At 47.9% G+C, this 21,362-nt stretch carries 15 protein-coding genes, 2 tRNA genes and 1 pseudogene; 13 read left to right on the top strand and 5 right to left on the bottom strand.

What is annotated here, in order from left to right:
* Nucleotides 1-421: 421 nt before the first annotated feature.
* The gene (locus tag CAG64_RS20065) at nt 422-2,101 is read left to right on the top strand and encodes an Ig-like domain-containing protein (protein ID WP_337247472.1); all 1,680 of its coding nucleotides are present in this window, start codon (nt 422-424) and stop codon (nt 2,099-2,101) included.
* 77 nt (nt 2,102-2,178) lie between these two features.
* Here CAG64_RS20065 and CAG64_RS20060 read toward each other — a convergent pair whose 3' ends face one another.
* On the bottom strand, nt 2,179-3,471 hold the full coding sequence (locus CAG64_RS20060; protein WP_237668438.1) for a DUF7507 domain-containing protein: 1,293 nt from the start codon (nt 3,469-3,471) through the stop codon (nt 2,179-2,181).
* 646 nt (nt 3,472-4,117) lie between these two features.
* Here CAG64_RS20060 and CAG64_RS20055 point away from each other — a divergent pair.
* The 6 genes from CAG64_RS20055 to CAG64_RS20030 all read left to right on the top strand — a co-directional run bounded on the left by CAG64_RS20055 (nt 4,118) and on the right by CAG64_RS20030 (nt 9,942).
* Nucleotides 4,118-4,267, top strand: a complete 150-nt coding sequence (locus tag CAG64_RS20055; protein WP_081693152.1) for a DUF2474 domain-containing protein — start codon at nt 4,118-4,120, stop codon at nt 4,265-4,267.
* A 435-nt stretch (nt 4,268-4,702) separates the two neighbouring features.
* Entirely contained in the window at nt 4,703-7,027 is a 2,325-nt protein-coding gene (locus CAG64_RS20050; protein WP_161457427.1) for an FdhF/YdeP family oxidoreductase, read from the top strand.
* An 85-nt stretch (nt 7,028-7,112) separates the two neighbouring features.
* Nucleotides 7,113-8,477, top strand: coding sequence for a cytochrome ubiquinol oxidase subunit I (locus tag CAG64_RS20045; protein WP_161457426.1), 1,365 nt, complete (start codon nt 7,113-7,115; stop codon nt 8,475-8,477).
* 11 nt (nt 8,478-8,488) lie between these two features.
* On the top strand, nt 8,489-9,505 hold the full coding sequence (cydB, locus tag CAG64_RS20040) for a cytochrome d ubiquinol oxidase subunit II (protein ID WP_161457425.1): 1,017 nt from the start codon (nt 8,489-8,491) through the stop codon (nt 9,503-9,505).
* Between the two features lie 250 nt (nt 9,506-9,755).
* Nucleotides 9,756-9,842, top strand: a tRNA-Leu gene (locus tag CAG64_RS20035).
* A gap of 26 nt (nt 9,843-9,868) precedes the next feature.
* Nucleotides 9,869-9,942 (top strand) — tRNA-Cys (locus CAG64_RS20030).
* 49 nt (nt 9,943-9,991) lie between these two features.
* On the opposite strand, the gene CAG64_RS20025 is transcribed toward CAG64_RS20030, so the two are convergent.
* Complete coding sequence (locus tag CAG64_RS20025) at nt 9,992-10,429, bottom strand: DUF4174 domain-containing protein (RefSeq protein WP_021705159.1); 438 nt, start codon at nt 10,427-10,429, stop codon at nt 9,992-9,994.
* Between the two features lie 135 nt (nt 10,430-10,564).
* Nucleotides 10,565-10,741 carry a DUF2986 domain-containing protein gene (locus CAG64_RS20020; protein ID WP_161453659.1) on the bottom strand — a complete coding sequence of 59 codons (177 nt, stop codon included), beginning with the start codon at nt 10,739-10,741 and terminating at the stop codon, nt 10,565-10,567.
* Between the two features lie 76 nt (nt 10,742-10,817).
* Between CAG64_RS20020 and CAG64_RS20015 the strand changes: the two are divergent.
* Both CAG64_RS20015 and CAG64_RS20010 read left to right on the top strand, forming a co-directional pair.
* Nucleotides 10,818-11,340, top strand: a pseudogene (locus CAG64_RS20015) (GNAT family N-acetyltransferase).
* The gene (locus CAG64_RS20010; protein ID WP_161457424.1) at nt 11,333-11,716 is read left to right on the top strand and encodes a nitrous oxide-stimulated promoter family protein; all 384 of its coding nucleotides are present in this window, start codon (nt 11,333-11,335) and stop codon (nt 11,714-11,716) included. The pseudogene CAG64_RS20015 and the gene CAG64_RS20010 overlap by 8 nt, the downstream one beginning before the upstream one ends.
* Before the next feature lie 10 nt (nt 11,717-11,726).
* On the opposite strand, the gene CAG64_RS20005 is transcribed toward CAG64_RS20010, so the two are convergent.
* Nucleotides 11,727-12,887, bottom strand: coding sequence for an MFS transporter (locus CAG64_RS20005; protein WP_161457423.1), 1,161 nt, complete (start codon nt 12,885-12,887; stop codon nt 11,727-11,729).
* A 202-nt stretch (nt 12,888-13,089) separates the two neighbouring features.
* Complete coding sequence (gene trxC / locus CAG64_RS20000; protein ID WP_161453656.1) at nt 13,090-13,524, bottom strand: thioredoxin TrxC; 435 nt, start codon at nt 13,522-13,524, stop codon at nt 13,090-13,092.
* A 123-nt stretch (nt 13,525-13,647) separates the two neighbouring features.
* Between trxC and CAG64_RS19995 the strand changes: the two genes are divergently transcribed.
* The 4 genes from CAG64_RS19995 to CAG64_RS19980 all read left to right on the top strand — a co-directional run bounded on the left by CAG64_RS19995 (nt 13,648) and on the right by CAG64_RS19980 (nt 21,299).
* Complete coding sequence (locus CAG64_RS19995; RefSeq protein WP_161453655.1) at nt 13,648-14,733, top strand: ketoacyl-ACP synthase III; 1,086 nt, start codon at nt 13,648-13,650, stop codon at nt 14,731-14,733.
* A gap of 110 nt (nt 14,734-14,843) precedes the next feature.
* Complete coding sequence (locus tag CAG64_RS19990; protein WP_161457422.1) at nt 14,844-15,992, top strand: exonuclease SbcCD subunit D; 1,149 nt, start codon at nt 14,844-14,846, stop codon at nt 15,990-15,992.
* A complete protein-coding gene (locus CAG64_RS19985; RefSeq protein ID WP_161457421.1) occupies nt 15,989-19,048 on the top strand; it encodes an AAA family ATPase in 3,060 nt (1,019 codons plus the stop codon). The genes CAG64_RS19990 and CAG64_RS19985 overlap by 4 nt, the downstream gene beginning before the upstream one ends.
* A 211-nt stretch (nt 19,049-19,259) precedes the next feature.
* Nucleotides 19,260-21,299, top strand: a complete 2,040-nt coding sequence (locus CAG64_RS19980; protein WP_161457428.1) for an ATP-binding response regulator — start codon at nt 19,260-19,262, stop codon at nt 21,297-21,299.
* Nucleotides 21,300-21,362 lie beyond the last annotated feature (63 nt).

Here is a 21,362-nt window from a genome sequence, read left to right as displayed (position 1 = left end):
ATCGCTATCTTAAATTTATCTTTAAGGTGCGCTCATCTCAAAGTAACTCAGAATGCTTTTTACTAAGCATGATGATTACTTGTTTTTTATTAAAATTTAAACCTATTTTTTCCATGTTTATGGTGAGAAGGGTTTTGCTTTTTAATGATATTCAAGTGACTTCGGGTTGAGCTGTTTTGTTCAAAATTTTTCCGAAACTATTTTATAGCTAATTAGCTTTTCAATGATCCGCTAATCCGAGGTATATACGTTGAATTTTATTAACTCTTTCAAAATATTAAGTTTCAACACTAACTTATCATTGCGAGGGAAGGGGGCTTTTGCATTATTGCTGGCGGGCCTGTTTTCATTGTTGTCTTTTTCTGCACTCGCAAGTGTGACGCTCTCCACCAAAGGTGAACAAAAAACGTTGGTTTTACTGGTGAATTTTCAGGAGAACCCGAATGAGAAGCCCCTGTCTTTGTCGGATGCCGACAGCTTGGTTTTTGGTGATGTAAACAATTTTTACCGAGAGAGTTCGTACGGTCAAACCTGGTTAACCGGTCAGGTTTCAGGTTGGTATACCTTACCAGTCTCAAATCAAACCTGCGATTTAAACGCGGTCCAAGAGGCGGCGGACAAAATGGCGGCGGCGGATGGTGTTCCGGTGGCTGATTATGAGCGTATCATCTATTTAATGACGGAAACCACGTGCGGCGTAGCGGGATCTGCCAGTATGCAAGGTGTGCCGTCAAGGGCTTATATTAACAATGTGTTCACCGCAACCAATATTGCGCATGAACTGGGGCACAACTTCGGGCTGCACCATTCACGAGCACTGGATTGTGGCGAACAAACGCTATCGGATCACTGTACTACCTATGAATACGGGGACACGTACGACGTTATGGGTAACCCGGATATTGGTTACTTCAATACGTTCCAAAAAGAACAACTCGGTTGGTTGGATGGTGAAAACGCCTCTAAAACCATCAATGTGACTCAAGATGGAACCTACACTATTACCAATTATGAAGACCAGAGCAATAAGCCGGTTACGATCAAAGTCCCTCGGGGTATCGACCCTGAGTCCGGCAATATGCGCTGGTTTTACATCGAATACCGTCAGTCAGTAGGCTTTGATAACTTTTTGGATGCACGATCTTATCGGTTGTATCGTGGTGACGTTACCGATGGCATCATTATCCGCACGGCGACGGATGGCGATGCGCGCAGCAGCAATTTGCTCCATTTTAAAACGAATTCGGAGTTCCGCAATGTTTTCGGTCGTAATGACTGGTTTGATCCGGCCATGGCGGTTGGTGACAGTTACGTCGATCCGGTTTCAGGTGTCACGCTTAGCTTGATCAGCTCGGCGAATGGCAGCGCAGAAGTGAGTGTTGTATTTGATGGCGCCAATGGGAGTGAGCCAGGCAATAAGGTGTGTACCAATAACTCACCGGAACTGAGTGCTGTCGCGATGACCGACAATGCAGTATTGGCGGGAGAAACGGTGTCTTACCTGGTGACCGTCACCAACCGTGATACCGTGGATTGCGTCACAAGCAGCTTTGATGTTCGTGCTTCGGTTCCGAGTGGCTGGCAGGCAAACAACGAAGCGTTGACACTGGCTCCGGGTGAGACTGGTCAGGTGATGATTTCCGTCGCTTCTTCAGCAGATGCTGTGGCAAATGAGTATTCAATTGCAGTAAGCGCGACCAACAGTTCGGCGTTGGATTCCAGCACGATAGCCACTGTGCCATTCACCGTTGTTGCAGATGACAGCACCTCTTCAGCACCGATCGCGGTAAATGATAATGTTGTTATGTCTTCAAAGTCTGCAGTGACGGTCGATGTGTTAGCGAACGATATTGTTGAGGAAACCGCGTCAGTGTCTGTGATCTCGTTCACTCAGCCTAGCAAAGGCCGCTTGGAAATGTTGTCGGACGGCACACTGCGTTACACGCCTGAAAAGCGTTTCAAAACCAGTGATAGTTTCAGCTACACCATCAGCGATGGCAAAAACAGTTCGACGGCACGCGTATCTGTGACGCTGGAGGCGTCATCAGGGGGAGACTCTTCGGCAGGCGGCCCGGGTAACGGCAAAGGCAATAAAAAGTAAGCCTAACAAAAAAAGATGCCTGATGAATCAACATCAGGCATCGATCAGTTTATCTACGACAACTTGTTTACGTGTCTTTACTCAGGGCAGTTTTCAGGCTCTGGGCATTCAGGGCACAGTTTACAAGTTGCCTCTGCGGCCATCACATTGACAGTTCCGCCAAATACGGTGATACCGCTGGCATCAACCATATCGGTGAAGCCTCGGACTTCTTCGCCAGGTAATGGTAAGCCTTCACCCATTTGAGGAACAGGATCATAGTTACCTGCGAAATCAGCACATTCTCCCGGATCCAGCGCAAATGGAGAACCTAATTCCATTCCATCCTTCATGTACGTTGGTCCATCGCTATCTTCGCTGTCGGTAACGGCAATGCCTTCAACAGTCACAATAGAGTTGTTACAAACACTACCGCTGTAGTTGATTTGCAGGCCGTATTCATGAAGACCCGTTTCTTCAAACCGGTTTTTCACAACTACGTCACAGTCTTTTTGCAGTACCAGTTTGCCAGGGATGTTTTGAGACGGACAGTCGAAGGTATCATCATCGTCAACCGCAGTGACACCGCCTGTCGCAATTGCAGCCGATACGGTTGCTTTGTTCATGATACCGTTCTGATCCACTCTCAACATACCGTTAAACTCTTCTGAGTCACCGACCGCGAGCATGGCCAGATCGAATTGGTGAGTACCATTATCCAAGTCTTTTTCTTCGGCAGTGACATCGATCGCTTTGATATCATACAAAGGGAGTTGACCAGTGTTTTCTACTGTCAGAGAGTAATTGTATTTCAATGATTGACCATCCTCACCGACACCGCCAAATGTACAGGTTTTGGTGATTTTGATCTCGGGTTTACCTGGGGTGTAACAGAACGAGATATGACTCAACCCCGCATATTTACCATTTTTACCGACAGGGGAGTGCAGACCGCCATCAGAACTCACCAATAGTCCATCAGAGTAGTACTCATATAGGTTACCGCTAGGGCCGCCTTTGACAAATACACCTTGAATAATGACAGCGCTTGAACCTTGATCCCATGAGAAGGTTTTGGAGCCTTCTTGCACGGCAATCATAACTTCCAGTGTTCCGTCACTGTATGTACCGTCAGCAACAGGTTCGACCCTTAACTCCCTTAGATCAGGAATGTCCATCAAAAGGTCTGAACAAGTCGGGTTGCCTTCAGACTCCATAGGCTGTACACCTTGATCGGATGGGTCACCTGCGGCCGCTTGCACATTCTGAAGGCCCAGAATGGCACTTAAGGCTAGCAGCCATCCAAGTTGTTTAAACAAGTTTCCTATGTTAGATAAGCTGGTACAACAGAGCTCCCTGCTGTGCCACCATGCTTTCGTTGTTGCTTTCATAAAACCTCCTGCGGGTATGGGGACAAGACTTGCTGTTCCATACAACCGCCATCGTTGTTCTTACTGAAATAAGTTTGGTACCGCGACTGACAGTAAGCATAGAGTGTTCCATTTTTAACCTTTTGTATTTAAAGGTAATTTATTTTTATACATGTAACGGTGAACAGTTTGGCTGTGCAACCAGAGGCTAAGAGATCAAGAGACATCCGGTTAACTTGCTGAATGTGTTGAATTAGAGGGGAGTCAATATGTTGTACACGATGCGAACAACGTGTAACACCGACGAACACAGTGTGACTATTTTATTAAGTTGCATATCCTTCGCGCATAAGACCTGAGATAGGCTGTTGATTGGACATATTTAAACGTTTGACAATTTCCATTTTAAACGATGAAAACTTCTAGATTTATATTGGTGGTGAGAGAAGTGAAGGTTTATGGTTGCCAAATTTATTGGTTAAATTCCAAGATTATTTGTGTTGTTCGATTATACCCTAATCCATAGAAAGTATTGATAATGCTATTGTACAAATCAATTTGACCAGTCTACTTAAGATATTATGATAGATAATATCTTATACAGTATTCTTATTTCTGAACGTTGTGATTTTTAATGAGTTAAAAAGCCAAGTATAGAGAGTTATTTATGAGTGAAAAAACAACGGAAAAATCGCGAAGCCTATCCATAGACTTGCTGTGGATGGGGGCTATCTGGTTCGGGAGCGTGATGACGCTTGGTGTTGTCGCCACGGGCTTTCGAGCGTTGATGCAGGCTGCCGGAATGAGCAGTCACTGATCCACTTTTTCTAATAAAAGTTATCTTGTATTTACGTTTGCCATCTGCCTTTTTATCATTGGCCACCTAAAAATCCATTTATGTTTTATGGTTATTTTGCGAATTTGAGTAATTAGATGATAAATAAAATCTATTGAACGAGTTTATGTCTTTGAAGGTTAATGAGTAAATAACGTTTACATCGATGTGATAGATTTTTTGAATGAAGGGTTAAATATCATTGATTAGACGTAATTTGAGCAATTAAATAAAGTTATTAAAAACAAATTCCGCCAATGATTCTAACCGACGGAAAACAATAACCAATCAATGAACCTTATTTATTTCGTGCAACTTTGTGCATCAATATAAGCACAAGTGGTCGAAATCATATTTGCCATCGCTCACCGGTAAATAACGCATCGTTCATTGAAATTCCTAGAGAGGAGTGTCGTCATGAACCAAAAGGAACACATTAAAGCGTATCCCGGACCTGCAGCAGGCTGGGGCGCGCTCAAAGCGGTCACCAAAAGCTGGTTAGGCAGTGAGAATGCGTTTCGTAACCTGAGAGCGATGTTGAAAACCAACCAGAATGGCGGCTTCGACTGTCCGGGATGTGCGTGGGGTGAATCGCCGGAAAGCGGGATGGTGAATTTCTGCGAAAACGGAGCAAAAGCCGTCAACTGGGAATCCACCAGCCGTCTTGTGGATCCGGATTTCTTTGCCAAATACAGCGTTTCGGAACTGGCTAAACAAACCGATTACTGGCTGGAATATCAGGGCCGCCTGAGTCATCCGATGCGTTATGATTCTGAAACCGATCACTACGTCGAAATCTCCTGGGACGATGCGTTTGCGATGGTCGGACGCCACCTCAACGCGCTGGCGTCTCCAGATGAAGCGGAATTTTACACCTCTGGTCGCGCCAGCAATGAGGCGGCGTACATTTATCAACTGTTTGTCCGTGCGTTTGGCACTAATAACTTCCCTGACTGTTCAAACATGTGCCACGAAGCCAGTGGGATTGGCATGTCCGACACCATCGGGGTCGGCAAAGGGACGGTGGTATTTAAAGATTTGGAGCTGGCGGATGCGATTTTTGTCATCGGCCAGAACCCGGGGACCAACCACCCGCGTATGCTTGAGCCTTTGCGTGAAGCGGTTAAACGCGGCGCACAGGTGATCTGTCTGAACCCGCTCAAAGAACGCGGTTTGGAGCGTTTCCAACACCCGCAACACCCGATTGAAATGCTGAGCAACGGTTCGGAGCCGACCAGCAGTGCTTATTTCCGCCCCGCTTTGGGCGGGGATATGGCCGTGTTCCGCGGTATGGCGAAGTTTCTGCTGCAATGGGAGCGCGAAGCGCAAGCATTGGGTGAAGCGCCGGTTTTCGACCACGATTTTATTCGCGAGCACACGACGGGCGTGGATGCTTACTTAAACGTTGTCGATCGTACCTCGTGGAAACACATCACTCAGCAATCGGGTTTGGGACTCGATGAAATCGAAGTGCTGGCACGCATGTATCGCCGTGCTGAACGCGTGGTGATGTGCTGGGCGATGGGGCTGACTCAGCACCGCCACTCCGTGCCGACCATTCAGGAAGTGGTGAATTTACAACTGCTGCGCGGGAACGTTGGCAAACCGGGTGCCGGGCTGTCGCCGGTGCGTGGACACAGTAACGTGCAGGGTGACCGCACGATGGGGATTGATGAACAGCCGCCGGAGTTTCTGTTGGATGCGCTGGAAAAACGCTTCCAATTCAAAGTGCCTCGCGAACATGGTCATAACGCCGTGCTTGCCATCAAGGCGATGGAAGAGAAGCGCGCCAAAGTGTTTATCGGCCTTGGCGGTAACTTTGCGCAGGCGACGCCGGATACACCACGTACTCATGATGCGCTGCGCAATTGTGAGCTGACCGTGCACATCGCCACCAAACTGAACCGTTCACATCTGGTGACTGGTCGCGATGCGTTGATCCTGCCATGCCTTGGCCGTACTGAAATCGATATTCAGGCCAACGGCCCGCAGGGCGTGACGGTTGAAGATACTTTCAGCATGGTGCACCTCTCCTATGGTCAGCTCAAAGCGCGCTCGCCATCTCTACGCTCTGAGCCTGCGATTCTGGCGGGGATTGCCAAAGCGACACTGGGTAATTTCCCAATCGACTGGGACTGGGCGATCGCTGATTACAGTCACATTCGTGATTTGATCGCTGACACCATTCCCGGGTTTGAAAACTTCAATCAGCGTTTGCAGCATCCGGGCGGTTTTTACCTGGGTAATACGGCGGCCCGTCGTGAATGGAATACCGCCAGCGGGAAAGCGCAGTTTGCTGCGCCAGCGTTGCCGGATCAACTGGTGAACGAAAACGTGATTCAACGCGGCGATGCGCCGGATCTGATCCTGCAAACCCTGCGTTCCCACGATCAGTACAACACCACGTTGTATGGGCTGGATGACCGTTATCGCGGCGTGTTTGGCATGCGCGATGTGGTGTTCGTCAACGCAGAGGACATTCGTCGTCTGGGCTATGAACCGGGCGATAAAGTGGACTTGGTGACCTTGTGGGACGACGGGCTGGAGCGCCGTGTCAGCGGTTTTGAACTGGTGGCGTATGACATGCCAACCGGACAGGCCGCGGCGTATTACCCAGAAACCAATCCGCTGGTACCGCTCGATAGCTACGGCGATCGCACCTTTACGCCGACCTCCAAGTTTGTGGCCATCAAACTGGAAAAAGCCAAACCAAGCAGCGTGATTCCAAACACTGCACTGTAATTCGGTTTACTTCTGTTTATCTCATTGGCCCTGCTTGGTGTTATGCGGCGGGGCCAGCGACCTCTGAAAGATTAAGGATTCTGGTATGTTTCATTTAGAGGCTCTCGACCTGGCGCGCATTCAGTTTGCGTTCACGGTGTCGTTTCACATTATTTTTCCGGCGATCACCATTGGGCTGGCCAGTTTTCTCGCGGTGCTGGAATGGCGCTGGATGAAAACCGGCAATCCGGTGTACAAAAATCTGTATCACTTCTGGTGCAAAATTTTCGCCGTTAACTTTGGCATGGGCGTGGTGTCCGGCTTGGTGATGTCGTACGAATTTGGCACCAACTGGGCGCGCTTTTCTGATTTCGCCGGCAGTGTCACCGGACCACTTCTGACCTACGAAGTGCTGACGGCCTTTTTCCTCGAAGCCGGATTTTTGGGTGTCATGCTGTTTGGCTGGCACAAAGTCAGCCGCCGCATGCACTTCTTTGCCACGGTGATGGTGGCGATCGGGACGCTGATTTCAACGTTCTGGATCCTGTCGTCCAACAGCTGGATGCAGACTCCGCAAGGCATTGAAATTGTGGATGGCCGCGTGGTGCCTGTCGACTGGTTTAAAATCGTATTCAACCCGTCATTCCCGTACCGACTGGCGCACATGGCATTGGCTGCCTTCCTGTCGACGGCATTCTTTGTTGCCGCTTCAGCGGCCTGGCATTTACTGCGCGGTCGCAAGAGTGCTGAAGTGAAAAAAATGTTCTCAATGGCTATGTGGATGATTCTGCTGGTGGCACCACTGCAAGCGGTGGTGGGCGATGCACACGGTTTAAATACGCTTGAGCATCAACCCGCGAAAATTGCGGCGATTGAAGGGCATTGGGAAAACAAACCGGGCGAAGCGACGCCTTTGATCCTGTTCGGGATTCCGGATATGGATGCGGAGAAAACCCGCTTCAGCCTTGAAGTGCCGTATCTGGGCAGCTTAATTCTGACCCACAGTCTGGAGAAACAGATCCCGGCGCTGAAAAGCTTTGCGAAAGAAGACCGACCCAATTCAACCATCGTGTTCTGGAGTTTCCGCGTGATGGCTGGCCTTGGCATGTTGATGATTCTGTCTGCCCTGACGGCGTTGTGGCTGCGTCGCAAAGGCAAGCTCTACAACACCAAACTGTTCCATCGCTTTGTCCTGCTGATGGGGCCATCGGGATTGATTGCGCTGCTGGCAGGCTGGTTCACGACCGAAATCGGCCGTCAGCCATGGGTGGTGTACGGCATGATGCGCACCCGCGATGCGGCGTCGAACCATGATGTATTGCAGATGAGCATCACGCTGGCGCTGTTTGTCATCATTTACTTCTCGGTGTTTACCGTCGGGATCACTTACATGATGCGCTTGGTGGGCAAGGGTCCGACAGCGGTTGAGCAAGAACACGTGAGCGATGACCCGCTCAGTCTGGCGAAATAAAGGAGGACAACATGACCATTCAAGGTATCGATTTATCCGTGATTTGGGCCGTGATCATCGCGTTTGGCTTGCTGCTGTACGTGATTCTCGATGGCTTTGACTTAGGCTTAGGCATTCTTTTTCCGTTCATCTCCGACCCGAAAGAGCGCGATGTGATGATGAACACGGTCGCGCCGGTGTGGGATGGCAACGAAACCTGGCTGGTGTTTGGCGGTGCGACGTTGTACGCCGCATTCCCATTGGCGTATTCCGTTATTCTGGAAGCGTTGTATCTGCCGCTGGTGCTGGTGTTAGCGGGGCTGATTTTCCGTGGCGTCGCATTTGAGTTTCGCTTTAAAGCGTCAGCGAAATCGCGTCACTGGTGGGATAAAGCGTTCATTGGTGGTTCTATCATGGCGGCGTTTTTCCAAGGCGTCGCACTGGGCACTTACGTCGCGGGCATTCCCGTGGTGAACCGCCAGTTTGCCGGTGGTGATTTTGACTGGTTGGCGCCGTTTCCACTGCTGTGTGGGTTGGGTTTGACTCTGACCTACGCGCTGCTGGGCAGTACCTGGTTGTTGATGAAAACCGACGGCATGCTGGAGAGCAAAATGCGCCACTACAGCCGCCCGCTGACTTACGCGTTGATCGTGATGATTGCGATGGTGGCGGTGTGGACCGCGTGGTTAAACCCGCAAGTGGCTGACTTGTGGCTGAGCGGTCATCACTGGGTCTTTACGGCGTCAGTGGAAGTGTTGGCGGTGATTGCCGTGGCGCTGATTCTGCGTAATCTGCGTAAACTCCACTCTTACAAACCGTTTGTTGCCACGCTGTTTTTGATTGCACTCGGCTATGTGAGCCTGATGATCAGCATCTGGCCGACCATCATTCCGCCATCGGTTGACTTCTGGCTGGCGGCGTCACCGCTTTCCAGCCAACTGTTTGCGTTGATAGGCGTGCTGTTTATCCTGCCCGTGATTCTGGCGTACACCGCTTGGGGTTACTACGTCTTCCGTGGCAAAGTGCAGGTGGGCGAGGCGTATCACTAACACCAAACGTTGATGCGAGACTGTCATCGATGACGTCTCAACACAAAGCCTCGCACTTGCGAGGCTTTGTGTTCGCGCTGGGCGCTTCTTGTGCAGTTTGAGTATTATCTATACCAGTTGGCAGTTTGTTGGGCATTCAGTTGATAAATATGAAATATTTTGTTGACCTGAAAATTCAATCCGTTAAAGTACGCCTCGTTCCAGCGGGTTAGCCCGGTAGGGAATGGTGTTATCATCGCATATCTGCGTTGCCCTGGTGGTGGAATTGGTAGACACAAGGGATTTAAAATCCCTCGGCGTTCGCGCTGTGCCGGTTCAAGTCCGGCCCGGGGCACCATATCTCTGATTAAGAACAATTTGAAAGGCGCGTTGGCAGAGTGGCTATGCAGCGGATTGCAAATCCGTGGACCTCGGTTCGACTCCGGGACGCGCCTCCATTATTTTTGAAAAAGCCTCGGTGTATACCGGGGCTTTTTCATTTTAGGCTTAAGCGGAACATGGGCTAGAGCGGGTTTTCATCTCACGCTTTCTCATCGGCATTGCGTCAATCGTTTGAGAGACTTCTTTCCAGTTGGTTTTTTTTCCCCATCTGAGCTTTTCGTTGCCGTCTTTGCCAATCAAAACCGCAGTGTGCTCTTTTTCGTTGGCGCCGTATGCGCGAAACAGGGCAGGGATGTTAAATTCTTCTTTAACCCAGCCCGGGATCGTGAAGCCATCGGCCGTGACCACGATGGTGACAACATCACGATCTGAAAGTTGGCATTCATTGATCAGCGCTTCCATCAAAAATTGCTGAACGTGTTCATCGTTAGAAGGGGCAAAGTAGAGCACGCTACGGTGGCTCCAGTATTCCGCATTTGCCGGATATGCAGCGACCAGGCTGGTGTGCAAACACAGCAGAGTAGTAATGATTAATCGAAGCATATACGTCTCCCGGGTAAAGCTACATTCCTGTACTCATACGTTCAGTTTAGAAAACAGGAACACTTCATGCTGTAGTCCGGATGGACGATTTACGGTGTACAGAGACACAAAGGCCAGCATTTTGCTGGCCTGAGATTACTGTTCCTGCACGTCCTGAATATCAGGCTGCGTATCACTAGCGACTTGTTCTGCTTCCAGTTTTTCACGCTCAGCTTTCGATATATAGCGAGGTTTATTGCTTTTATGCAGCTTGGAGTTTTGCTTCTTTTGCTTAGCTTTGAGAATCTGGTTGATTTTCTTTTTGCGGTTCATTTGATCTAGGTATTAGGCATTTAGGACGCGTGAGGATATAGTTTTTTCTTTCTGGTTACAAACTCTGATTCTGTCTATGCAACCACTCGAAACCACACGCCTGCGTCTGCGATTGATTACGTTTGAGGATGCGCCCTTTATCCTGAAACTCTACAATACCAGTGGTTTTCTGCGTTTTGTCGGAAACAAGCGTCTCAGTACGGAACCTGACGTTGAACACTACATCGAGAACGCCTTTTTAACGATGGAGAGGGACAAGGGCGTCAGTCTGCTGGTGGTTGAAGAGAAACAGACATCAACCCCCGATTGGCGTATGTGGCCTTATCAAGCGAGAGATGCTCGATGCCTATGATGTTGGCTACGGGTTCTTACCGCAGGCGACTGGAAAGGGTTACGGAACGGAGTCTGTGCTTGCTGTGATTCGTTATGCGGAGCAACAGGAACATATTGACGAGTTGGTGGCAATCACGACGGCTGACAATGAAGCCAGTAAGGCGCTGCTGAATAAAGCCGGCTTTCAGTTTGCCAAAACTCAACAGGTTCTTGAGGACGGGAGGGCGTTGTTGCTGTATTCGTTGACGCTGAGGCAATATGACTGAGAATAATGAGATTTTTAACGGCGAGTTATTAAAAGAGTTCAACACCGTAAAAGCCATGATCTGGATTTATTGTCGCGACAAGCATGGTGCCCGTCAAATCTTGTGTGAAGAGTGTGACGCGCTATTGCGCTACGCGGAGCAGCGACTGGATCGCTGCCCTTATGGAGCAGCCAAACCGACCTGTAACCGTTGCCCGATCCACTGCTATAAACCGGAGCCAAAGCAACGAATGCTGGCCGTGATGCGGTATGCGGGTCCGAGAATGTTACTGCCTCACCCGATTCTGGCAATCCGCCACCTGATACACGAAAGGCGTGCAGTGCCGGATAAACCGGTACCACACGCCTCCAATCGTCATCGAAGGATGAAGCGTTAAGTTGATACTGTTAGTCGCCGGCAACCAAACGACGTTTGGTTTTGACACTGGCCAGCAACATATAGATGCAAGTCGCCAACAATGCCGCAAACAAGTAGCCCATCAAACCTTGTTGTGAACGCATGAAGCTGTCAGCCAGAATCGGACCCACAACAGACCCGATGCTGTAGCTAAATAGCATGACTTGAGTCACCGCGACTATTTTAGATGGCTCCATCTTGTCACAGCCTAAGTTGATCGCGATAGGATACAGAGCAAACGTCGCCATACCCAGCATAAAAATGCACACCGCCAACACAGACAGGCTGCCGTCCAACGTTGTAATCGCTATCGCGCCCACACCCAGAAGACAGAACATGGCCATCAACAGCGTGCGGCCGAGGAATTTGGATGCCCAAGGCACCATAGGTTGAACGGCCATACCACCCAGTATGATCAGAGCCATAAGCGTACCCAAGTCCTCGTTGCTTATTCCACGATGCACCAGTTCAAGGGGCATGAGGCCGTAGATTGCGCCAAGCGTTAAACCGGAAACCACGCAGCCGATGATCGCAGCATGATTCATTTTACTGATCTGCTTGAATGACAGACGGGATGGCTGTTCGCTTTCTGGCTGATCGGATTCACCAAAGACAAGCACAACCACCGCCAGCAACAGCAGTGTAAAGATCGCAATAAAAGGTACACCGCCTTCAATACCGAGATAACCGATGCCCAGTTGACCGATAGATGAACCGCCATAAAGTGACGCCATATAAATACCCAGACGGCGAGCGCGGCCTTTTTCATCCCCATGCAACAGCCAGGATTCTACAATCACAAACACGCCAGCTACAGCGATACCCGCGATAAAACGTGCAGCCAACCAAATGGTTGCTTGTGGCAATAAAGGAAGCACAAGAATGGTCGCGATAAATGCACTCAGGCACCAAACAAATGCTTTGCGGTGTCCGCATTGATGCACCAGAGGTTCGATAACAATCGCACCAACTAAGAGACCTGCGTAGAAAACACTCGCCAGCCAGCTGGCCAACTGACTATCAAGACCATAATGAGGCAAAACCAGAGGAATTAAGCTCATTAGGTAGCCAGAAGCTACAGCATATAGCGATAACGCAATAACAGGCACGGATATGCGTGCTTTTTGCGCAGTTTCAAAAGTGTTTTCCACCGCTGGTTCCCCAAAAGAAAAGAGTCAAGAACATTATGATTTTCGGGGCGACTATGCAGATTTCACAGATAAGGGTAAAACGAAAAATATCGAACTTTACGATAAAAATTATTTATCGTAACTGAGTGTGGAGTAATCATAACAAAAGCCGGCATATTTAGTGAAAATATGCCGACTTTTTATGCATTTATATGAGGTGGTGTTATTTAGAGGCTGCTGAGTTAAGCCATTGATCAAATTGTGACTTTGGTAGAGCGCCATTAACCATATCGACTCTCTGACCGTTCTTAAATACCATTACTGTAGGAATGCTGCGAATCTGATATCTTGCCGCAATGTTTTGCTGAGTCTCGGTATCGACTTTAATAAATCGCATCTGACCTTTTCGCTCTGCGGCAACATCAGCAAAAATAGGTGCAAATCCCACGCAAGGATTACACCAAGGCGCCCAAAAATCGATCACGACAGGTTGCTGGCTAGTAAGTAAAGCGTCCAGGTTGGCTTCAGTACCTTCAATAGGGGCGCCGTCAAACAGAGGTGACTGACACTTACCGCAGATTGGGTTTTCTGAAACACGTTCTACTGGTACTCGATTCAAACCATGGCAAGACGGACAACGGCTGTTAAATGTAGACATAACTTTCTCTCGAAACTTTCATTTGTTATCGGTTGAATTATGACATGAATCTTAAATAGAGCGTATCGGTACGCCGCGATACTGAGTATACTTCGGTGAAAAAGATGTATAAAAAGGTTATTAATGACTCAATATTACGCAGAAATTACCGGTTGGGGTAAATGTCTCCCGCCGGCTACGCTCTCCAACGACGACCTCAGCACTTTTCTCGATACTTCGGATGAATGGATTCGCTCTCGTACCGGCATCGAAAACCGTCGCATCAGCCATGTAAACACTTCGGAAATGGCGACCGTTGCTGCAAAACACGCTTTAGCGTGTGCTGGAATCAGCGCGAATGAGATTGATGTGCTGATTGTTGCGACCTGTTCACCGGATTCGCTCATTCCTAACATTGCATCTAAAGTTTCGCAAAATCTGGGCATGAAAGCGGCGGCTGCATTTGATCTCAATGCCGCTTGTACTGGATTTGTCTACGGGCTCGAAACGGCGACTCGCCTGATTCAGGCTGGCAACTATCGCAATGCACTGGTTATTGGTGCAGAAAGGCTGTCATTCTTTATTGACTGGACCATGCGTGATACTGCTGTCCTGTTTGGTGATGGGGCAGGCGCTGTAGTGCTGAGCCGCACAGAACAGAAAGCCGGGTTGCAAAGTGCACAATTAGGCTGTGATTCTGCAGGTCGTGACATCCTGGCGGTACCTAAGTTCGGTACATCGATGGATCGTTTTGCTGCTGACAACGGTTACTGGGAATTCGACTTTATCGGTAAAGAGATTTTCAAACGTGCGGTAAAAGGCATGGGAGCGGCAGCCCAGAGTGTATTGTCTCGTTCCGGTTTGTCTACTGAAGAGGTTGATGTCGTGATTCCTCACCAAGCTAATATCCGGATTATTCAGACGCTGTGCGATCTATCAGGTATCAGCCAGGAAAAGGCGTTTGTGAACATTCACAAATACGGTAATACTTCCGCGGCAACCGTGCCTATTGCCTTATGTGAAGCGCTTGAGCAGGGAAAAGTGAAACCAAATGACGATTTGCTTTTGGCCGCATTCGGTGCTGGATTGACCTGGGGGGCTGGGCACATAAAATGGGGTGAGCGTGTCACGCCGATAGGGCAAAGTGATGCAGCTCTTCCAGAGTGCCCACACAGTGCACTTGAGCTACTTGCCAATGCAATTGAGCATTGTAAAAGTAAGCCAGAGTAAAAACCCGACCGTCGCCGCCAATTTGTGCGGCGACTGTGTTTTTGCCTAGGGAAAGTAAACCTCTGCTGGTATTATCCACCTCTAAAGAAAAGTATAACGGCACGTCCTCAATGAAGTTTCTTCACACCTCCGACTGGCATCTTGGCCGCCAATTTCACAATGTCTCTCTTCTTGATGATCAACGCGCAGTGATAGAACAGATCATCGATTATATTGCCAATCATCCGGTTGATGCTCTAGTGATTGCTGGTGATATTTATGATCGTTCGGTTCCACCGACCAGCGCCATTGAGTTGCTGAATGAGACCGTCAACCGGATTTGTGGTGAACTCAATACGCCAGTCATTCTGATCTCTGGCAATCATGACGGCGCACAGCGGCTGGGTTTTGGTGCAGAGCAAATGCGCCATGCCGGTCTGCATATTTTAAGCAGTTTCGATGATCTGTTGAATCCGGTGGTTATTCACTCTGAGACGAGCGGAGACGTTGCATTTTACGGTATGCCTTATCACGATCCGGAACTGATCCGACATTTGTATCAAGAGAGCGTCTCCGATCATGATGAAGCTCATGCATTTCTTTCTAAACGAATTCAAGAGAGTTGGAACGTGGACCAGCGCCATGTGCTGATCAGCCACTGTTTTGTCGATGGCGCCATCGAGTCGGAATCCGAACGTCCGTTATCCATTGGTGGCTCTGATCGAGTCAGTCATGAACATTTTGTTGAATTTGATTACGTAGCGCTGGGCCATTTGCATCAACCACAACAGAAAGGTGAAGAGTACATTCGCTATTCAGGTTCATTGATGAAATACAGCTTTTCTGAACAGCATCAGAAGAAGGGGATGACATTGGTTGAGTTGGACGAGAAAGGCTTTAAGTCGGCAACTCACATTGATCTGAAAGCGCCTCATGAAATGCGAATTATTGAGGGTGAACTGAATGATATTATTGCTCAGGGAATGACCGACCCGAACAATCACGATTATGTGTTGATTCGCCTGCTGGATAAGCATGCGATTCTCGACCCGATGGAAAAGCTGCGTAAAGCGTATCCGAATGTGCTTCATTTGGAAAAGCCCGGCATGTTGATTGGCGTGGATCAAGAAATGGGTAGAGCCAGGCTAACTAGAGGTGAAATTGATATGTTTCGGGATTTCTTTCTGGAGGCCAAACAGGAATCGTTGACACCTGCTCAGGAAGAAGCAATGGCCAGTATTATCAGCAAGCTAACTGGTGATAAGGAGGTCCGCTCATGAAACCGATAAAACTAATACTTCAGGCGTTTGGTCCGTTTTCGGGACAAGAGCAGGTCGATTTCACCAAATTGGGTGCCTCTCCGCTGTTTTTGATCAATGGCCCGACCGGCTCTGGAAAAAGCTCTATTTTAGATGCTATCTGTTTTGCACTCTATGGCGAAACCACAGGCAGTGAGCGGACTGGTGATCAAATGCGTTGCGATCATGCTGAGCCTGACACACTGACCGAGGTCAGTTTTGAGTTTTCTCTCGGCAGTAAAGTCTACAAGGTTGTTCGGACGCCCGATCAGGAAGTGCCCAAAAAGCGAGGTGACGGTACCACGAAGAAAACGCACACAGCGTCACTGTATCTGGTTGCGAATGGAGAGGAGCAACTCATCGCTAGCCGCCCGACTGCGGTGTCTAAAGAGATGCTGTCTATCATTGGTCTGGATGTGAAACAGTTCCGCCAGGTTATGGTGCTGCCTCAAGGAAAGTTTCGTGAGCTATTGACCGCGAACTCAAAGGAACGCGAACAGATTTTTGGACAGCTATTCCAAACACACATTTACACTCAGATCGAGAAAGCACTGTTTGATCGAGCTGCCGGTATACGAAAAGAAAAAGACGAGTTTGATAACCAGATTAAAGGGGCACTGGATGTCGTCTCGGTCAACAGCGAAGAAGAACTTCAGGCAGAAAAAGCGCGTTTGGCTCCTATCTTGAGCGAAAGTGACCAGCAATATAAGAATGCCCAAAAACAGTTAGATCATACCAAGCAGCAACACTCGGCGGCCTTAGAGTTGAGTCACCAGTTTGCCCAGAAAGCGAAGTTGGATGCGGAATTGAAAGAGCATCTGGCTAAACGTGAGGGTATCGATAAGTTACGTCTGCAGAAACAACAGGCGCAAAAAGCCATGCAGCTTGATCGCCCATACGATCAGATGAAGAGTGCTGAGAAACAGTGCGAGACTGCCAGAAATAGTATAAAAGATAAATCTCTGCTTCTGGAACAGGCTCAGCAGCAGCTAAAAGATGCGGAGAGTGCGTATCAGGCAGCCGCGAAAAATAGCGAGCAGGTCAGTGAACTCAATCAGCAACTGTTCCAACTGGAGTCAGTAGGCAAGAAATTCGCTGCGTTGAATGAGCAACAAAAATTGCTTGAAAGTGCTAATCAAGCCTTTGTCGCAGCCACTTCGCATCATCAGAAATCTGAGCAGACATTTAAGCACCTGGATACTCAACTTCAGGCGAAACGAACTGAGCGTGAACAAGCGCAGCAGCAAAGTGCGACGCTGGATGGTAAACGACTGTCCCTCACCAATACCATTGAGCTGATTGATCTTCGCCTGAAACATCAGCAACTCATCCAGCGCCAGAATGCTGAGTTACAGCGGTTCCAGCAAGTGGAAAAGCAGTATCAAGCCGCTCAAGAGCAAACCAACCTTGCGCGTCAAACTGCAGATAAACTCGAGTTTGTCTGGCACAGCAATCAGGCAGCAGAGCTGGCGGCAAGATTGACAGAAGGTGACTCCTGCCCTGTGTGTGGTAGTCACACGCACCCTCAGTTGGCGCAGTTTATGGGTGACGCTGTAACAAAAGATCAGGTCCAACAAGCGCGTGAATACCAGCAGCAGCAAACGAACCGCGAGCTTGAACAGGCAAGTTTACGGCAAAAGCTGGAAAGTGATTTACAGTACCTGCAGCAGGAAGCCGCGCAAGTCGAAGCCTCTTTGCAGCAGAAAGAAGCACCGGATCTGGAAACGTTACAACAACGGAAACTATCGCTGGAAAACGAAATTCAACATTTGTCTGCTATCGACTTAGTTGCGCTAGAAGACCAGTTGCGCCAATTGGAAATCAAATTGGTTCAGGCTCAGCAAGAGCACGACGCTCAGGGACAAAACTTTGAAAAAGCGCGACGAGAGTTGACTGAAGCAGAAACCAAAGTCGCGTCGCTACAGTCGGATATTACGTCCGACTTTACGCACGTTGACCAAGTCAGACAAAAGTACAGCTCAGTTCAGAAGCAGATACAGAGTTTGACTCTGGCAGAACAGCAGGCACGTACGCGATTATCGGAGATGCAGAACCTGGTTGCGTCGTCTCAATCTGCCCATATCAGTGCCAAAGAGCAGCTTCGATCCTGGACAACGGAATTGGAAGGAGCTCAGGCGCAATGGGAACACGCTTTAGCCCAGACAGATTTTCACGATGTGGATGCCTACCTAAAGGCGAAGTGGGACGAAGCCCAACACACAGCTGCAGATGGTCGTCTCCGTCAGTTTGATGAGTTACTGGCGACTCTGAAAGGGCGGATTGATAACGTTGCTCAGGCGTTAGAAGGTAAAGAGCCGCCTAATCTGGCGTCCATTGAGAGTGAATTGGCTGGAAAGCAAAAAGTGGTGAGTGGTGCGTTTGATATGCTGGCATCCCACCGCTCTCATATGAATAGCTTGGTTCAGGTGGAACAGAAACTGGCGCGATTGTACGAGAAAAACGCCGAACTCGAAAAAGCCTACCAAGTGTACGGTACGCTAAGTGATATTGCTAATGGTCGCACTGGGGCCAAAGTCAGCCTACATCGTTTTGTGTTGGGAGTTTTGCTTGATGATGTATTGATTCAGGCATCTCAGCGCCTCAGAGTAATGACTAAAGGCCGCTATGAATTACGTCGCAAAGAGGATAGAGCGAAAGGGAATGCGGGCTCTGGTCTCGATTTGATGGTCGAAGACGGATACACCGGAAAACTGCGTGATGTCGCCACGCTTTCTGGCGGTGAATCATTTATGGCTGCATTGGCCTTGGCTCTGGGGCTGTCGGACGTGGTGCAGTCATACAGTGGCGGCATTCGCCTCGATACACTGTTCATTGATGAAGGTTTTGGCAGCCTAGACCCTGAATCCCTTGAACTCGCAATTCAGACTTTAATCGACCTGCAACAAGGTGGCCGCACGATAGGCATCATCTCTCACGTCAGTGAGTTGAAGGAACAGATGGCTTTGCGTGTGGATGTATCTTCAAGTCGAACTGGCAGTAAAATAAAAGTACTGGGAAATCAGAGTCTGGTCTATTAATCAGGATTTTTATTGTGTTAATACGCAATTACTGGCTATAAAGAAATAAAAGAATCAAAATTCAGTCACGGTTAACGTCTCATTAATAAGACGTTATAAACTCGGTTCTATGGATATTAATCGTGTCGGTAATTAATTATAATTAACAAAGTTTTATAAACCGGAACAATAAAATAGTTCAAATGTCCGGTAAATCAGAATGGCTAGGATCATGGATGTAATCAGGAAAATCTATCAATATGCAGAACCAAATCTGTCCTTGGTTGGGTGGATGGGCTTTATTGGTTTTCCCATTTACTACTATGTGTGGGGTTATGTGTTTCCGGAAGCATACGAGAGTGCAGGGCTCAGAGGCTTCTGTGCTCTTTTGTTACTTGGATTAGCCTTGCGAGAGCATCTGCCTGGTTATCTAAAAAAGTACCTACCGTATTATTACGTCGCGGTGATCACGATATGCTTACCATTTTTCTTTTCATTCATGATGTTTATGAACGATTGGTCAACGGTCTGGGTGATGTCGTTCATGGCTTCGATTTTTCTGCATATCCTTTTAGTGCATGAAACTAAAGTGATGTTAATGCAGGCCATTCTGTCTGTTTTCGTGGCATTTTTGCTATCTTATTTCATCAATGACGGACGCGTTGACACGATCGTTGTATGGCCATATGTGCCTATTTTCTTGTTCACCTACATATTCGGTAATTTATTTTATTTCCGAAATCAGGTTGAACATGAAACGAAAGTCTCAATCGCGAAATCTTTTGGCGCTGGAATTGCGCATGAAATGAGGAACCCTCTTAGCGCACTGAGGACTTCAGTTGATGTACTTGAAACGCTCATACCTAACCGGAAAGCAGACCCTAAGACCATATATGAACTCAGCGAGGCAGAGGTTGAACGAGTACATGAAGTGCTCAGAAGCGCGGATGAAGTGATTAAAAATGGTAACGAAACTATTGACTTATTGCTGACCTCGATCGACCAGAACCGGGTGTCGCGCTCAACATTTATCAAACACTCGATAGAAAAAGTGGTTCGTGAATCACTAGACAGTTTTACCTACTCAAACTCTAACGTTTCAGACAACGTCAAGCTGGTTGTGGAACAGGACTTCGATTACTTTGGCAGTGATACGCTAATGAAGTATGCCCTGTACAATCTGTTAAAAAATGCGTTTTTCTACCAAAAAGATAGTGATTTTGAAGTCATTATTACTATCACATCTGCAAACGGAGTTAACCAGCTTCGTTTCTACGATAACGGCGCAGGAATCGAACCAGACAAGCTGGATCATATCTTCAAGGATTTCTATACATCGGGGAAAAATGGCAGTTTCGGTTTAGGTTTACCGTTTTGTAAGCGAGTGATGAGTGCGTTTGGAGGTTCAATCCATTGTGTATCTTCGTTCGGTAAGTGGACGGAGTTTTGTCTGCTGTTTCCGCCGTATCAATCAGAAATCATCGATAATATTAAACACGAAATTATGCGTTCAAAATCTTTGCTTTATGTTGGCGATCATTCTTTGGTAAGCCGTAAACTGAATGAACTCTCGTTCTATTCTGGTTTTACGCTAACAAGCCTTTCCATCCAGGATGCTATTGAGCTTGAAGAATACGAATTTGAGTTCGACTTGATAATCGTCGATTTGGATTGTTGTCAGGAGCTTGAATACCGTCAACTGGAATCAAAACTGACGTTTACGGAAGCGAAGATCGCGTTTCTTTTTGAAAACCATAAGAAATATCATGATCAATTCAGCCGCTATCTGACATTTTATCCTGTTGAGCGCAGTGCCCTGCTTGAGGACTCTGCTGGCGTAATTGAAAAGCTAGTGTTTGAGTCACCGGAGCCCGACAGAAATGTTCTCCCTCGTAAAACTAATCAGTTCGGCAAACGTGTACTGATTGCTGATGACAATGATTCAGTTCGCTCGTTTACCGCGATTCTTCTTAACAAGCAAGGTTATCAGGTCACCGAAGCGACGAATGGTGAGGAAGTGATTCAGGCTCTAAACTCGACTCCAATTGATCTGATCCTTATGGATTTAGAAATGCCCATTATGAACGGATTTGATACAACCAGTCGTATTCGGTGTTCTTCGCAAACGTATTCTAATGTACCGATAGTGGGGCATACAGGAGATAACCGAGAAGATACATTATTCCGTATTCGTGAGGCTGGCATGAATGATTATTTGATTAAACCAACAGATAAAAATAGATTGTTAGATAAGTTGGAGCACTATCTTTAATATTTTATTTAGCGCCACTAAAGTGGCGCTAAATTATAGTTTAAATGAAATATAGTTCAGGGT

This window comes from Vibrio sp. V38_P2S17PM301 (assembly GCF_009904845.1).
Taxonomy (GTDB): Bacteria; Pseudomonadota; Gammaproteobacteria; order Enterobacterales; family Vibrionaceae; genus Vibrio; species Vibrio proteolyticus.
Note: the sequence above shows the minus strand (reverse complement) of the source record. Positions and strands in the feature narration are given on the sequence as shown.

Excerpts from the sequence above, each read along its gene's own strand:
- CAG64_RS20060 (WP_237668438.1), bottom strand. The coding sequence starts at position 3,471 with ATGAAAGCAACAACGAAAGCATGGTGGCACAGCAGGGAGCTCTGTTGT.
- CAG64_RS20055 (WP_081693152.1), top strand. The coding sequence starts at position 4,118 with ATGAGTGAAAAAACAACGGAAAAATCGCGAAGCCTATCCATAGACTTG.
- CAG64_RS20050 (WP_161457427.1), top strand. The coding sequence starts at position 4,703 with ATGAACCAAAAGGAACACATTAAAGCGTATCCCGGACCTGCAGCAGGC.
- CAG64_RS20045 (WP_161457426.1), top strand. The coding sequence starts at position 7,113 with ATGTTTCATTTAGAGGCTCTCGACCTGGCGCGCATTCAGTTTGCGTTC.
- cydB (WP_161457425.1), top strand. The coding sequence starts at position 8,489 with ATGACCATTCAAGGTATCGATTTATCCGTGATTTGGGCCGTGATCATC.
- CAG64_RS20025 (WP_021705159.1), bottom strand. The coding sequence starts at position 10,429 with ATGCTTCGATTAATCATTACTACTCTGCTGTGTTTGCACACCAGCCTG.
- CAG64_RS20020 (WP_161453659.1), bottom strand. The coding sequence starts at position 10,741 with ATGAACCGCAAAAAGAAAATCAACCAGATTCTCAAAGCTAAGCAAAAG.
- CAG64_RS20010 (WP_161457424.1), top strand. The coding sequence starts at position 11,333 with ATGACTGAGAATAATGAGATTTTTAACGGCGAGTTATTAAAAGAGTTC.
- trxC (WP_161453656.1), bottom strand. The coding sequence starts at position 13,524 with ATGTCTACATTTAACAGCCGTTGTCCGTCTTGCCATGGTTTGAATCGA.
- CAG64_RS19995 (WP_161453655.1), top strand. The coding sequence starts at position 13,648 with ATGACTCAATATTACGCAGAAATTACCGGTTGGGGTAAATGTCTCCCG.
- CAG64_RS19990 (WP_161457422.1), top strand. The coding sequence starts at position 14,844 with ATGAAGTTTCTTCACACCTCCGACTGGCATCTTGGCCGCCAATTTCAC.
- CAG64_RS19985 (WP_161457421.1), top strand. The coding sequence starts at position 15,989 with ATGAAACCGATAAAACTAATACTTCAGGCGTTTGGTCCGTTTTCGGGA.
- CAG64_RS19980 (WP_161457428.1), top strand. The coding sequence starts at position 19,260 with ATGGATGTAATCAGGAAAATCTATCAATATGCAGAACCAAATCTGTCC.